The following is a 14,818-nucleotide window of genomic DNA, read 5'->3' on the forward strand; positions in this document are numbered from 1 at the left end:
TAAACGAAAAATTGTTAGTAGTGGTTTTTAAGAATATGACATTTATTTGAACAAAAATACGAATTAATAATATGAAATTTCTTCCTTATAAATTTTATTATTGAAATTTTATTTCAAAAATAGTTATAATATATATGAAATTAAATTTAGTTTTAAAAAATTACTTGAGGTGAAGCAAACATGCTTGAGAATTTAACAACCGAAACAAGAAATGAAAAAACAATGAATTTAGATGAGATGTCTATAGAAGAGTTTTTAACTGTAATGAACGAAGAGGATGCTAAGGTTGCCGCTGCCGTTCGAAATGAAATTCCTAATATTTCTAAAGCTGTTGAAAAAATTGTAACTGCTTTCAAAAGTGGAGGTCGCTTGATTTATATAGGTGCAGGCACAAGTGGCCGCATAGGACTTTTAGATGCAGTTGAATGTCCTCCTACATTTGGAACAAGCCCAGAAGAGGTAGTAGGGTTAATTGCAGGTGGAGAAAAAGCTTTTATAAAGGCAGTTGAAGGTGCTGAGGATAGCGAAGAACTTGCAATTGAAGATTTAAAGGAAATTAAGTTAAGTAAAAATGATATTGTAGTTGGAATTGCAGCTAGTGGTCGTACGCCTTATGTTATTGGTGGTTTAAAATACGCCAAAGAAATTGGTGCTTCTACTGTAGCGGTTAGTTGTAACAAGGGCTCAAAGATTGGTCAAGAGGCAGAAATAGCAATCGAAGTTGTTAATGGGCCTGAAGTATTAACTGGTTCAACTAGATTAAAGGCCGGTACTTCTCAAAAGTTAGTATGCAATATGTTATCTACAGCATCAATGGTTGGAATTGGAAAAGTATACGGTAACCTAATGGTCGATGTTCAATCAACAAATGAAAAACTAGTTGAGCGTTCAAAGCGTATTGTAATGGAAGCAACTTCTTGTACGTATGAAATTGCAGAAGAGTATTTAACGAAGTCGAATCAAAGTCCAAAAGTAGCAATCGTTATGATTCTTACTGGATTTAGTTATGAGCAAGCAATTGAGCAATTGAAAAAATCAGAAGGATTTGTTCGAAAAGCGATACAAAAATAAATTTTGGAGGAGAAGAAGATGGATAAATATCAAAGAATAGCTTCTGAAATCGCTGATGCGATTGGCGGTACTGATAATGTAGTTTCATATACAAACTGTATGACAAGACTTCGTGTTAATGTTGCTGATCGTAGTTTAATCAATGAAGACCAAGTTAAAAAAATTAACGGGGTTTTGGGAACTGTTGATGATGAGACTTACCAAATCATTTTAGGTCCTGGTACAGTAACTAAAGTTGCAGAACAATTTGGTCATCTAAAAAACAGCTCGTCAGGAAAACAAGGAACTTCATCAGCGGCTTTAAAAGAAAAGGGCTCAGATCTTAAAGCTGAGTTAAAAAAGAAAAATAATACACCTTTTAAAAATTTCTTACGAAAAGTCGGTAATATCTTTATTCCATTAATTCCAGCATTCGTTGGTGCAGGTTTAATTGCTGGTATTGCTTCGATATTATCAAACAATATTACTGCTCAAAACCTAGACGCAGCAACTTGGTCACAATATGTTACAGTTTTAAATGTAATTAAAAACGCAATTTTTACTTATTTAGTGATTTATGTTGGTATCAACGCAGCGAAGGAATTCGGGGCGACACCATCCCTTGGTGGAGTAATTGGTGGGGTAACTCTTTTAACAGGTATGCTTCCTGATCAACCAATTAAAAATATCTTTAATGGTGATCCATTAGTTCCAGGACAAGGTGGTATTATTGGTGTACTACTTGCAGTCTATTTATTATCACTTTTAGAAAAACAATTACGTAAAGTTATTCCAGATTCTTTAGATATTATTATTACACCTATGATTGCTTTATTAGTAGTAGGTTTGCTAACAATTTTCTTCATCATGCCATTCGCAGGATTTATTTCTGATAACTTAATTGGCTCAATTAACTGGATTATTGCAAAAGGCGGTATCTTTGCAGGATTTATATTAGGTATGGGATTCTTACCATTAGTAATGTTAGGTTTACATCAAGTATTAACACCAATTCATATCGAATTAATTAATACAACTGGTGCAACAGAATTATTACCAATTCTTGCAATGGCAGGTGCTGGACAAGTTGGAGCAGCATTAGCATTATGGTTACGTTGCAAAAAGAATAAATCATTATCAAATATGATTAAAGGTGCTCTTCCAGTAGGTATTTTAGGTATTGGTGAACCATTAATTTATGGTGTTACATTACCTCTTGGTCGTCCATTTATCACTGCATGTATCGGTGGTGGTATTGGAGGGGCAGTAATTGGAATGTTTGGTAATGTTGGAGCAATTGCAATTGGTCCTTCAGGCGTAGCGTTAGTTCCACTTATTGCGCACGGAATGTGGCTTAAATATGTGATCGGATTACTTGCTGGTTATGCTGGTGGTTTCGTCCTTACGTATTTATTCGGTACCCCAAAGGATGCAATGGCTGAACAAGAATAAATAACAAATATAACCCGAATAATTAGACCTCTCCAGTCTACTATTCGGGTTTTTTAATTATTAATCATTGGAATCAATATACTGAACGATTCTTTCGCAAATTTCATGAGTGATTAAGGAATCATTTATTGAAGGGTCTGGGGTTTTATTTTGTTCTATACAGTCAAGAAAGTGATCAACTATTTGGTAAAACCCACGTTTATATAAGGTTGGTTCCCAATCACCAAATTTTGTAATATTGATTTCTTTATTATGATAATGGGTTGTTTCGACTAAACTACTCACTACATATTTATTTTGTGGTGTCATATATTCAATGATTTCTTCCGTAACACCATTGTTCCTGTTCATTATTCCAATAGCCGTACATCCTTCACCTATAAGATGAATAACTAGGTGTTCGAGCATATTATCTTTTTTTAAGAAATTGATTTTTAAATCAACTACATTAGTGGACATTAAATACCTAAGTGTATCCACCACATGGATAAAATCCTCTACAACAAATCTTCTAGTATATTCAGGAAAGTTAAATCTATTTTTTTGCATGATTATTAAGTTAGCCTTCCCATGCATAGTAAGCTCTCTTACTCTAGGGATAAATCGTCTATTGAATCCAACCATTGCTATTTTTCCTTGTTCTCTGGCTAGATTTACAATTTGTTCAGTTTCTTTAAAATTCATTGAAATAGGCTTATCAATATAAACGTTTATACCATTTAATAATAATTTTTTAGTTATCATATAATGAGCTTCCGTGGCTGTACTAACAAACGCTGCATCAATATTCTTTTCTATCAATTCATCTACTGTATTAACAGTTTCATTGATTCGATATTTGTTTGATAAATTGTCTAGTGTTTCATTACTTCTCGTACATAGCACCAACTCGATCTTTTCTTTTTCAGAAAGAACCGGTAGATAGGCTTTCGCAGCTATATCTCCTAAACCGATTATTCCAATTCTCATATGCTAACACCTCACTTGTTATTAATTGAAACATAGAAAAGTGGTAAAGTAAGTAATTGTATGTAATTTTACTTAAAAAATTTTGGATACTCAGATCAATATTTCGGTTAAATCAAAATGTTTTTTTAATTTTCAAAAAACTATTTATTCATTTAAGCTTTTCCATTATAATAAGGTCTAAAGTTGATTTTGATAATGATTTACTATTCCATTTTCCATTCCATTTATCCTTTCCACACTAAACTTAGCAAATGCCTTATTTTGCAATTTACTTTCAATTAATTTCAAAGATACTATTTAAAGCGAATAATTTGTAAGCGTTTTCTGAAAGAGGGTTTTATATGAATAATTGCCCTGAATTTTTTTGTTAATGACTAAAATTTCATACATACAAGAAAGAGCTATCAGTATTAAAAATTAATATAAAATAGGTACATAAGCGGAGGGGAAAATTATGAGTACTTCACATTTTGCATATTGGCCAAAAAGGGTTTCTAAATCTTTAACTTTACCTGAGACAACACTCTATGATAATTTAGTCGTTTCGGCAAAAAGATATCCAAATAAAACTGCAATAGAGTATTATGGCGCTTCAAAAACGTATAAGCAGCTTCTTGAAGAGGTTGATCATTTAGCAGGGTATCTTGAGCATAGGTTAAAAATATCCCCTGGTGAACGTGTAATGCTTTATATGCAAAACTCGCCTCAATATGTCATCGCCTTTTATGCAATATTAAGAGTAAGAGGAATTGTAGTTCCAATTAACCCGATGAATACCACTGATGAACTTGAATTTTACATAAATGATTGTGAAACTAAAACCGCAATCATTGGCCAAGAACTATCCCCTCAAATTGAACCTTTACAAGCTACAACTGGATTAGAGAATTTAGTAGTTGCAGTTTACTCTGAATACTTACCAACAATTCCTTTAGTTTCCGATTTAACGGCTGAAATAACTGAGCCAAAGAAAATTTATCAAAATGAAAATTTATTTTATTGGGAGGATGCTATACAAACACAGCTCACCCCATCGATATATGAAGGTAATTCAGAAGATGTTGCAGTTCTTCCATACACTTCAGGAACAACAGGTTTACCAAAAGGCTGTATACACACACATAAAACGGTACAAGCAAATGTAGTAGGATCTGCCGTTTGGATGAATATTTCTGCAAATGCCGTTAGCTTTTCAACTTTGCCTCTATTCCATGTTACAGGAATGGTTCATGGAATGCATACACCGATTCTTACTGGTTCAAGTATGGTATTGCTAACAAGATGGAATCGAAACCATGCATGCAAACTGATTGAAAACTATCAATGTACCCATTGGGTAAATATTAGTACAATGCTAATCGACTTTTTAGCAAATCCAACTTTAAATACAGATGACATCAAGTCTCTTGTAAATATTGCAGGTGGTGGGGCTCCTCTTCCAGAAGCAGTAGGTGAGCAGCTATTCCAATTAACAGGTTTAAAGTTCGTAGAAGGTTATGGATTATCAGAAACAATCGCACAAACTCATTTTAATCCGCCAGATCGACCAAAACTTCAATGTCTTGGAATTCCATCATTTGACGTAGACGCCAGAATTATCGAGCCAGCAACAATGAAACAGTTAGGTGTTGGAGAGGTTGGTGAGATTGTTGTTAATGGACCACAAGTATTTAAAGGTTACTTTAACCGATCAGAAGAAACAAATGACGCCTTTATTGAAATAGACGGTAAACTATTTTTCCGTACAGGAGATATCGGTCGGTTTGATGATGAAGGGTACTATTTTATAGTTGACCGTGTTAAAAGGATGATTAACGCGTCAGGCTTTAAAGTGTGGCCAACCGAAGTAGAAAACCTACTATATAAACATCCAGCCATTCAACAAGCTTGTGTCGTTAGTAAGCCTGATGAAAAAAGGGGCGAAACAGTAAAGGCGTATGTAATCCTAAATCCTATTTACTTAGGCAAAGTAAGTGAGGATGACATTATCGATTGGTCAAAAGAGCATATGGCTAACTATAAATATCCGAGATATGTCGAGTTTATCGATAAATTACCAACTACTGCAAGTGGGAAAATTTTATGGAGGACTCTTCAAGAAGCAGAATGGAGTAAAGTTGAACAAGTTAATGATTGAGAAAAGTCAAAAATACGGGGTAGGGGGTAAATAAAAAAGTTAAAAAGAAAATGAAATGGGGAGCCTCAACATCATATGTTTAGGTTCCCTTTTTTCGTGCTGATTTTTATTTAAACTATTTATCATTTTCCCAACATTGCCATTAAGACATCTGGTAGTTATTACTAGATAGTTGTTTTTAATATTCAGACTAATGCTAAATATAGTATGATAAATTTTAAAGAAAACCCTTACATTAACTTACTACTGAAAAGGTGATTACAATCGTCAAAATTAGATTACGGTTAAGAAAATTAAACACTTTACGAAATCAAATATTGGCTGTCTTCTTGATTGTTATGGTGATTGTTTTATCCATTGTTTCCATAATGGTATATAACCAAGTTGGAACTTTAATGAAAGATACAACAGAGAAGCAAATCAAACAAACGGCTGTTGAAGCAAATGGAAGAATGGAAACCTTGTATAAGCAAATTGACACTTTATCAAATCAATTAATGACCAATGAGACAGTTCAACAAATATTACTCGGATTGAAAAACGGAGAAAGTGTTGATTTTGCAAAGAGACAGTCATTAATTAGAGTAATAAATAACTTTTTAGCTTACTCAAATGGAATCTCTTCTTTTGAGCTATATTCTTCGGAAGGTAATCGTATTTTTCCATTCGGTGAAAAAAATTTATCTAGTGTAATCGATGAGAAATGGGTAAAGGAAGCAGAAGCCGAGAAAGGAAGATTAGTGTGGGTAGGGAAAGATCCTAAAAATAGTAACTATTCTTATGCAATAAGAAGAGTAAGTTTAATGGATCGATGGTTTTCAAATGGAGGATATTTAGTAGTAAGAATTCTTAATAGTTACTTTCAGGTTGAAGAAAGTAATTTATCTCCTGGGGAGAAGGATTATATGATGCTACTTGATAGGGATTTAACTCCGATAACGGATAATTACGGCATTGATATTCAAAAGTTTTTACTAGAAGGATACGAATCGATAAAGGTAAATAAAAAACAATATATGATTGTTACGCAACCATCTACAAAAACAGGCTGGACTCTTGTTATTTTAAAACCTACAAGCTTTTTAAATGAGCGGGTCACACCGGTAAGAAAAGCTACTCTTTTATCTGGGGTGATTGGGTTTATCATTTTTGTCGTATCTTCAATTATTCTAGCAACAATGATCACAAGACCGATAAAAAAACTTACAAATACAATGAAGAATGCGAAAATGGACGAGTTGAAAATTAACAAGGAAAGCGCAGCTTCATTAGAAATTATTGAATTAAATAGAACGTATAACCAGATGGTAGAAAATACTAATCATTTAATACAGGTCGTTTACGAAAAAGAATTACTTCGTAGTCAAACTGAGTTGAAGGCGCTACAAGCCCAAATTGATCCGCACTTCCTTTATAATACGCTAAATGCACTTTATTGGTCTTTAGATGATAGGGGTGAGGAGGATTTAGCTGAAATAGTGATTGCAATGTCAGGATTATTTCGCTATACAATTGGCAATGCAAACAGTAGTGAATGGGTGACTATACAAGCTGCTCTTGACCAAATTGAACGTTATTTACAGATTATGAAAATGAGATTAGGAGAACGGTTGTTATGGGAGATATCTGTTGAGCCGAATCTATTAACTATTAAAATCCCTAAACTGCTAATCCAACCTTTAGTTGAGAACGCCATTATGCATGGTATTGAAAGTAGTCGGGAACAAGGGATTGTTTTAGTGAAGATTAAAAGGATTAATGACTCATCTAATTTATTAGTGACTGTTAAGGACAATGGACCGGGGATTAATAGAGAAGCTCTTAATGCTCTTAATCTAGCAATTAAAAATGATAATGTATCATCCTTTAAAGGGATGGGTATGGCGCTTACTAATGTAAATAAAAGAATTAAATTATATTACGAAGGATATGATTTAAGCGGTCTTCGTTTAGAAAGTGAGATCGGTAAAGGTACAACTGTATTATTCGAGGTTCCAGACAAAGGTGGGGAATAATTTGGATACAAAAACGATTCTAATTGTTGATGATGAACAAGCGACTAGACAAGGATTAAAAAAAACATTAGAGAAATGGTCAAATGGTAAATTTGATATTGTTAGTGCGGCAAATGGTCAAGAAACATTTGAACAGATGAGCAAAACAAAAATTCATCTATTGGTAACTGATATTTGTATGCCTGAAATGAATGGTTTAGAGCTTTTAAAAAACCTAAAGGATAAAGGCCATAAGTTTGTTTCAATTATTATTTCTGGACACCCTGACTTTGAATATGCCCAGGAGGCTATTCGTCTAGGAGTTGTAAATTATTTATTAAAACCGGTAAGTAAACAAAAATTAATTGAGGCTATTGAGCAAGCGCTTGAAAAGGAAGCGAATATTGAACGGATTGAATATATGGAAAAAGTGACTGATCAGAAATTATTAAAACTAGATCAAGTTAATAACCGCTCTAACTCAATTAACGGAGCAAAGACCTTTATTAATGAAAATATAAGCAACCAAATTTCATTAAAAGAAGTTGCGGAATCGGTACATCTAAATGCGAGCTATTTTAGTGTGTTATTTAAAGAGCAAGTGGGGTTAACATTTAGTGAGTATTTGACTAGAAAGAGGTTACAAATTGCAAAAAAACTTCTTCTAATAACAGATTTGCAAATTGAAGAAATTGCACTAGAAGTAGGCTATCAGACAGCTAAATATTTCATTAAGATCTTTAAGGATTACGAGGGTATTACTCCTAGTAAATTTAGAAAAGTGTCAGAACTTGATGATTCCCTAATCCAAAAATAGTGGAATTTTATCCAATCGTGGTTACCTTACCGCGGTTTTTTTTTTAGTGCTAGAATTTACTTGTAACGAAAAATTCAAAAAAATGGGGGTTTGACATGTTTAAGAAAGCGTCTTCATTAATGTTAGCACTAGTTCTTATACTGATGGTTGCTTTAACTGGCTGTGGTAAATCTAATAATGCGTCAACTGAAAGCGGTTCCAAAAAAGTGATTAAGTTTATGCATCTTTGGCCAGCTGGAAGTTCTAAGCAACAAAACTTAATTGTATCTGACATTATTAAGCAATATGAGGCTGAACATAAGGATGTAAAAATCGAAGTAGAAGTTCTTGAAAATGAGCAATACAAGAATAAGATTAAGGTTCTTTCTTCTTCTAACGAACTTCCTGATGTTGGGTTTACATGGGCAGCAGGATATATGAAACCATTTGTAAAAGGTGGACTTTTTGCTGATTTAGATGATGTGTTAAATAACGGATTAAAAGATTCTTTTGTAAGCGGAACAACAGAAGCATATGCAATCGATGGTAAAACATATGGATTACCTCTAGAACTAAACATTGCTCCAATTTATTACAATAAAGCAATTTTTGAAAAATATAACCTTCAAGTACCACAAACTTATAGCGAATTTCAAAATGTTGTTAAAACACTTGCTAAAAATGGAGTTGCTCCAATCGCTTTAGGAAATAAAGATCGTTGGACAGGTTCACTTTGGTATATGTATTTAGCAGACAGAATTGGTGGAGCTGATGTACTAAATAAAGCAATTAACCGTACAGGAACATTCGAAGATCCTGCACTTGTTTCAGCGGCATCAGAGGTTCAAAACTTAGTTAAAGAAAAAGCTTTCAATAAAGGCTTTAATGGATTATCGAATGATGAGGGTAAATCTGAATTCTTAAATGGAAATGCAGCTATGTACTTAATGGGAACATGGGAGCTTCCAAACTTTACGACAAATGAAGAAATTCCAAAAGATTTCCGTGATAATGTAGGTTTCTTTAAATTCCCTACTTATGAAGGTGGAAAAGGAAATATTAATAGCTGGGTTGGTGGTCCTGGAGTAGGTTTATTCGTAGCAGAACATTCAAAAGTTAAGGCTGAAGCTAAAGACTTTGTTAAATTCTTTGTAGAGAAGTGGGGAGAGCAATCTGTTGAAAAAGCGGGCGTAATCCCAGCTACTAAGGTTGATACTTCAAAAGTAAATTTACCACCGTTATATATTGACGTGTTAAATGAATTAAATAAAGCTAGCAACTTAACACTATTTGCTGACGTTCAAATGAGTGCTTCTGTAGCAGAAACTCACTTAAATTTAATTCAATCTCTATTCGGAAATGAAGTAAAACCAAAAGATTTTGCTAAACAACATGAAGAAGCTTTAAAGGCAGAAGATAAATAATTCTGATGTACTAAAGAAAAGGGCATATGGATTCGTTATAATATGCCCTTGATTTTTAAATATAGGGGAAGGAGTTGAATCGAAGTGAATAAAGCTATGTCAAATAAAAAAATAATTGCCTTGTATATTACACCAGCTCTTTTTCTGATCCTTGCTTTGATTTACGTTCCAATCGTACAAACTGGATACTTTGGCTTAATGAAATGGAATGGAATTGGGGAAAAGGAGTTCATAGGTTTAAAGAATTACTCCCACTTATTACATGATCCTCTATTCTGGAAAAGTGCTTTCCACTCCTTTTTATTAGCAATTTTTTCGGCAGTTAGTTTAATTGGTTACTTGTTCATCTCATTTATACTTGCCGGAAAAATTAAAGGTGCAGACCTTCTTAGAAAAATATATCTTATTCCGATGCTGCTTGCTTCTGTTGCAATTGCCCAGCTTTGGCTTAAAATTTATCACCCTACTAACGGTATTCTAAATAGCTTACTTGTTTCTCTAGGAGTTAATAATCCACCGGCCTGGTTAGCAGAAACAAACTTAGCATTATATGCGATTATTATTCCAATTATTTGGCAGTACGCCGGTTTTTATATTCTGATTTACTATGCAGCTCTTAAAAATATTCCAGACTCTCTTATCGAGGCTGCAAGAATTGACGGGGCAACACCAATTCAAATCGCACTAAAAATAAAATTACCATTAATCATGAATGTTGTGAAAGTAACGATTGTTCTTGCCGTCGTTGGATCACTTAAATATTTTGACTTAATTTATGTTATGACAGGTGGGGGCCCTAATGGTTCAAGTGAAGTAATGGCTTCCTATATGTACCAGAAAGCATTCAAAGGTTTTGACTTTGGATATGCAAGTGCAATTGGATTTTTCTTATTAGTTATTTGTTTAGTAGTTACTTGGATTATTCGTAAGTTTACTGAAGCAAATAATGACATTTACTAAAAGAAAGGGGGATTTTAGGTGGATACGGTAAGGGCTACAGGATCTCAAGCCATTGTAACTGAAAAGAAAACTGACCGTAGCAAAAATAGTATTTTTAGTAAAATTGCTTACGGGTTTATGTATCTTTTCCTTATAATCGTAGCGATTTTTCAAATATTTCCGATCATATGGCTATTTCTTTTTTCATTAAAAAATAACCAAGAAGTTTTCAATATGTCACCTTTTTCTTTACCTGAAAGCCCAAAGTGGGAAAATTATACGAAAGTTTGGACTGAGGGAAACATTAGTCAGTATTTCTTTAACAGTGTAACTTATACAATTGCTGCCGTTATTTTAACGGTTGTATTAGCAAGTATGGTAACCTTCGCAATTACAAGAATGAATTGGAAAGCAAGTAAATGGGTATTGGGATTATTTATGGTTGGTTTAATGATTCCAGTCCATTCAACACTGATTCCTTTATTTAATACTTTTACAAAAATCAATTTAATTGATAATCCACTCTCGGTAATCCTTACGTACACAGCTTTTAACTTGCCAATTACGATTATGATTTTAATTGGTTTTTATGAAGCTCTTCCAAGAGAGGTAGAAGAAGCAGCGATTATGGATGGGGCATCAATTAACCATATCTTTTTTAAGATTACTTTACCAATGACATCACCAGTAATTGCTACAGCAGCAATTATTAATATGATTTACAACTGGAATGAGTTTGTCTTCGTTAATACATTTATTAGTTCAGATCAATTTAAAACACTCACAGTTGGTATTCAAAACTTTATTGGGCAGTACACGACTGATTGGGGAGCAATTGGAGCTACGTTAGTAATTAGTATTCTACCAATCCTAATTGCCTTCCTTATATTAAGTAATCGAATTGTAGAAGGAATAGCTTCTGGGTCAGTAAAAGGTTAATTACATTAGATAAAGCTATAGATGATTCGTAAAGGAAGGTGATTAAATGATACTCGGAAAAACAATGGGGAAATTGTTTACGCTATGTGAGTGGGTTATGAAATTAGCATATGTCAATCTACTATGGTTCCTCTTTACAATTGCAGGACTAGTCATATTTGGTTTTTTCCCTGCTACGGTAGCCCTTTTTACAATTGTTCGTAAATGGATAGTAAAAGAAACGGATCTTCCGATTTGGAGAACATTTCTAACTGTCTTCCTGAAGGAATTTAAAAGTTCTAACAAACTTGGTTTGGTATTCATTTTTAGTGGAATCTTCCTAGCGTTTGATGTATTTTACATTCGAACGATTGAAGGGGTGTTCCAATTTATATTAATCATCCCTTTATTAATCATTGCGGCAGTTTATTTAATGGTTTTCCTTTATATTTTCCCACTATATGTACATTACGATTTTAAACTAAAAGACTATTTAAAAAATGCATTCTTTTTAAGTGTTTTTCATTTTCACATTACTTTACTAATGCTTGTTAGTCTAATCGCTATACTATTTTTGTTGCTGTATCAGCCAGGACTAATTCCATTCTTTAGTGCCGTATCAATTGCTTGGATTTTCATGTTCTGTGGTATGTATAGCTTTAATCGAATAGACCAAAGACAAGGTAAGATTAGTAAAGTCTAAATGTAGAAATTATGACAGAACGGGGAATCTAGATGAATACTTATGCCGAGGAAATCTCTTTTTTAGATAAACCAGCGATTAAAGCAGGTAATAGTGAATTGGAGATTATCATTATTCCTGGATGGGGATCAAACTTGATTTCCATGGTTCATAAAAAATCAAATACTGAGCTTTTAAGAGTCCCTAACTCAACCGAGGAGTATTTGAATAATCCAGTTCTTTACGGTACTCCAATCCTGTTCCCTCCAAATCGAATCGATCAAGGTAAGTTTAGATTTGGTAAAAAGACGTATCAATTTGATATTAATGAAATGGACAAGCAGAATCACATTCATGGTTTTGTTCACACAAGGGAGTGGAATATCTCGAGTGTAGAAGTTAATGAGCAAACAGTGAAAATTATTACTGAGTTTGATTCAAGTAAGCACGAAGATGTCATTGCTCAATTTCCGCATCATTTTGTGATAAGGATGAGCTTTATTCTGAATGATAATTTATTCGCTAAAAAAGCAGAAATTATTAATAAAAGTAATGAAGTTTTACCGTTTGGCTTTGGATATCATACTAGTTTCATATTCCCAGAAGAAACTTCAATCTTCAAGCTTCCAGTCGATAAACGCTGGAAACTAAATAATCGACTTTTACCAACAGGGGAATTAGAAGATATTGAGTACAAGGATGAGTTGAGTGAAGGAATGAGCTTGTACGGGCTAGTGTTAGATGATGTTTTTCTATCTAACCCCAATAACAGTGGCCTACAGACGGCACAAATAACGAACAAATCAACAGGAATTGAGATTAATTATACCGTTGATCAAAGTTTTAAGCATTGGGTTGTTTATAACAAAGATGGGAGAAGCGGCTTTTTATGCCCAGAGCCCTACACGTGGGTAACAAACGCTCCCAATCTTGAAGTAAATAGAGAATTGACTGGCTTACAAGGAATTGAGCCAGATGATATGAAAGTATTGCGCACATGGATTGTCATTTCAAATAAGTCATAAAACTTAAAACTACTATTTTAGGAGGAATTAAACATGAGTTACTTTACTAATATTAACAAAATTAAATTCGAAGGTCCTAAATCTAAAAATCTATTTTCATTTAAATATTATGATCCTCAAAGAATAATTAATGGCCAAAAAATGGAGGATTTACTTCGTTTTTCAGTTGCTTACTGGCATACATTTACTGCAGATGGTTCAGATCCATTTGGAGCAGGTACAATGCAACGTCCTTGGAACCATTTAACGGGAATGGATCTTGCTAAAGCACGTGTAGAAGCATCATTTGAGTTTTATGAAAAGTTAGATGTTCCTTTCTTCTGTTTCCATGATTCAGATGTTGCCCCTGAAGGAAATACATTAGGTGAAACTTATAAAAACTTAGATGTCATTGTAGAGATGATAAAAGAATATATGAAAACAAGTAAAACAAAATTGCTTTGGAATACGGCAAATATGTTTACTCATCCTCGCTATGTAAATGGAGCCGCTACTTCTAATAACGCGGACGTATTTGCATATTCAGCTGCAAAAGTAAAAAAAGGATTAGAAATTGCAAAAGAGCTTGGTGCAATTAACTATGTATTCTGGGGTGGGCGCGAAGGTTATGACACGCTTATGAATACAGATATGAAGCTTGAGCAAGACAACCTTGCGCGTTTCTTCCATATGGCTGTAGATTACGCAAAAGAAATCGGATTCGATGGTCAGTTCCTAATCGAACCAAAACCAAAAGAACCAACGAAGCATCAATATGACTTTGATGTGGCAACTGGACTAGCTTTCTTACAAGCTAATGGTTTAGAGAAACAGTTTAAATTCAATATTGAAGCAAATCATGCAACACTTGCTGGTCATACATTTGAGCATGAATTACGCGTTGCTCGAATTAATGGAATGCTTGGTTCAGTTGATGCAAACCAAGGTGATAAGTTAATTGGTTGGGATACAGATGAGTTCCCTACAGATCTTTACTCTACTACATTAGCAATGTATGAAATCTTAAAAAATGGTGGCTTAGGAAAAGGCGGCCTGAACTTTGATGCAAAAGTAAGAAGAGGATCATTTGATGTAGAAGATTTATTCCATGCACATATAGCTGGAATGGATAGCTTTGCAATTGGCACATTAGTAGCTAATAAACTAATTGAAGATAAAGTATTTGAAAGCTTCATTGAAGATCGTTATAGCAGCTTTACTTATGGTATTGGTAAAGAAATCGTAGAGAATAAAGCAAGTTTCCATACGCTTGAAGCATATGCGTTAAATTTAGGTGATATCCAAAATAAATCTGGTCGTGAAGAACGTCTTAAATCAGTGCTAAACCAATATTTATTAGAAGCGATATCTGAATTCGCAACAGTTTAAAAATCTTTTGACCATAAAATGTGCTGGAAAATTCATGATTTCCAGCACATTTTTCTCATACGAT

At 33.7% G+C, this 14,818-nt stretch carries 12 protein-coding genes; 11 read left to right on the plus strand and 1 reads right to left on the minus strand.

What is annotated here, in order from left to right:
• Positions 1 to 180: 180 nt before the first annotated feature.
• The gene (murQ, locus tag EP747_RS09140; protein ID WP_098565828.1) at positions 181 to 1,071 is read left to right on the plus strand and encodes an N-acetylmuramic acid 6-phosphate etherase; all 891 of its coding nucleotides are present in this window, start codon (positions 181 to 183) and stop codon (positions 1,069 to 1,071) included.
• 18 nt (positions 1,072 to 1,089) lie between these two features.
• Positions 1,090 to 2,502, plus strand: coding sequence for a PTS transporter subunit EIIC (locus tag EP747_RS09145; protein ID WP_129689605.1), 1,413 nt, complete (start codon positions 1,090 to 1,092; stop codon positions 2,500 to 2,502).
• A gap of 60 nt (positions 2,503 to 2,562) precedes the next feature.
• Here EP747_RS09145 and EP747_RS09150 read toward each other — a convergent pair whose 3' ends face one another.
• Positions 2,563 to 3,471 carry a Gfo/Idh/MocA family protein gene (locus EP747_RS09150; protein WP_129689606.1) on the minus strand — a complete coding sequence of 303 codons (909 nt, stop codon included), beginning with the start codon at positions 3,469 to 3,471 and terminating at the stop codon, positions 2,563 to 2,565.
• Between the two features lie 454 nt (positions 3,472 to 3,925).
• Between EP747_RS09150 and EP747_RS09155 the strand changes: the two genes are divergently transcribed.
• From EP747_RS09155 to xylA, 9 genes are all read left to right on the plus strand, one after another.
• Positions 3,926 to 5,608 (plus strand): long-chain fatty acid--CoA ligase, encoded by a 1,683-nt coding sequence (locus EP747_RS09155; RefSeq protein ID WP_129689607.1) that lies wholly within the window; start codon positions 3,926 to 3,928, stop codon positions 5,606 to 5,608.
• Positions 5,609 to 6,003: 395 nt separating this feature from the next.
• Complete coding sequence (locus EP747_RS09160; protein ID WP_235832805.1) at positions 6,004 to 7,623, plus strand: sensor histidine kinase; 1,620 nt, start codon at positions 6,004 to 6,006, stop codon at positions 7,621 to 7,623.
• Between the two features lies 1 nt (position 7,624).
• Entirely contained in the window at positions 7,625 to 8,419 is a 795-nt protein-coding gene (locus tag EP747_RS09165) for a response regulator transcription factor (protein WP_129689608.1), read from the plus strand.
• A gap of 95 nt (positions 8,420 to 8,514) precedes the next feature.
• Positions 8,515 to 9,822, plus strand: coding sequence for an extracellular solute-binding protein (locus EP747_RS09170; protein WP_098859893.1), 1,308 nt, complete (start codon positions 8,515 to 8,517; stop codon positions 9,820 to 9,822).
• 84 nt (positions 9,823 to 9,906) lie between these two features.
• Entirely contained in the window at positions 9,907 to 10,782 is an 876-nt protein-coding gene (locus tag EP747_RS09175; RefSeq protein WP_129689609.1) for a carbohydrate ABC transporter permease, read from the plus strand.
• A gap of 90 nt (positions 10,783 to 10,872) precedes the next feature.
• On the plus strand, positions 10,873 to 11,700 hold the full coding sequence (locus EP747_RS09180; protein WP_235832829.1) for a carbohydrate ABC transporter permease: 828 nt from the start codon (positions 10,873 to 10,875) through the stop codon (positions 11,698 to 11,700).
• Positions 11,701 to 11,746: 46 nt separating this feature from the next.
• Positions 11,747 to 12,382 carry a YesL family protein gene (locus EP747_RS09185; protein WP_129689610.1) on the plus strand — a complete coding sequence of 212 codons (636 nt, stop codon included), beginning with the start codon at positions 11,747 to 11,749 and terminating at the stop codon, positions 12,380 to 12,382.
• A gap of 32 nt (positions 12,383 to 12,414) precedes the next feature.
• On the plus strand, positions 12,415 to 13,386 hold the full coding sequence (locus EP747_RS09190; protein WP_129689611.1) for an aldose 1-epimerase: 972 nt from the start codon (positions 12,415 to 12,417) through the stop codon (positions 13,384 to 13,386).
• Between the two features lie 33 nt (positions 13,387 to 13,419).
• On the plus strand, positions 13,420 to 14,754 hold the full coding sequence (xylA, locus tag EP747_RS09195; RefSeq protein ID WP_129689612.1) for a xylose isomerase: 1,335 nt from the start codon (positions 13,420 to 13,422) through the stop codon (positions 14,752 to 14,754).
• Positions 14,755 to 14,818: the final 64 nt, after the last annotated feature.

The organism is Gottfriedia acidiceleris (assembly GCF_004138285.1).
Classification (GTDB): domain Bacteria; phylum Bacillota; class Bacilli; order Bacillales; family Bacillaceae_G; genus Gottfriedia; species Gottfriedia acidiceleris_A.

Coding starts and splice junctions, on each gene's coding strand:
- murQ (WP_098565828.1), top strand. CDS start 181: ATGCTTGAGAATTTAACAACCGAAACAAGAAATGAAAAAACAATGAAT.
- EP747_RS09190 (WP_129689611.1), top strand. CDS start 12,415: ATGAATACTTATGCCGAGGAAATCTCTTTTTTAGATAAACCAGCGATT.
- EP747_RS09170 (WP_098859893.1), top strand. CDS start 8,515: ATGTTTAAGAAAGCGTCTTCATTAATGTTAGCACTAGTTCTTATACTG.
- EP747_RS09185 (WP_129689610.1), top strand. CDS start 11,747: ATGATACTCGGAAAAACAATGGGGAAATTGTTTACGCTATGTGAGTGG.
- EP747_RS09155 (WP_129689607.1), top strand. CDS start 3,926: ATGAGTACTTCACATTTTGCATATTGGCCAAAAAGGGTTTCTAAATCT.
- EP747_RS09150 (WP_129689606.1), bottom strand. CDS start 3,471: ATGAGAATTGGAATAATCGGTTTAGGAGATATAGCTGCGAAAGCCTAT.
- EP747_RS09145 (WP_129689605.1), top strand. CDS start 1,090: ATGGATAAATATCAAAGAATAGCTTCTGAAATCGCTGATGCGATTGGC.
- EP747_RS09160 (WP_235832805.1), top strand. CDS start 6,004: ATGAAAGATACAACAGAGAAGCAAATCAAACAAACGGCTGTTGAAGCA.
- xylA (WP_129689612.1), top strand. CDS start 13,420: ATGAGTTACTTTACTAATATTAACAAAATTAAATTCGAAGGTCCTAAA.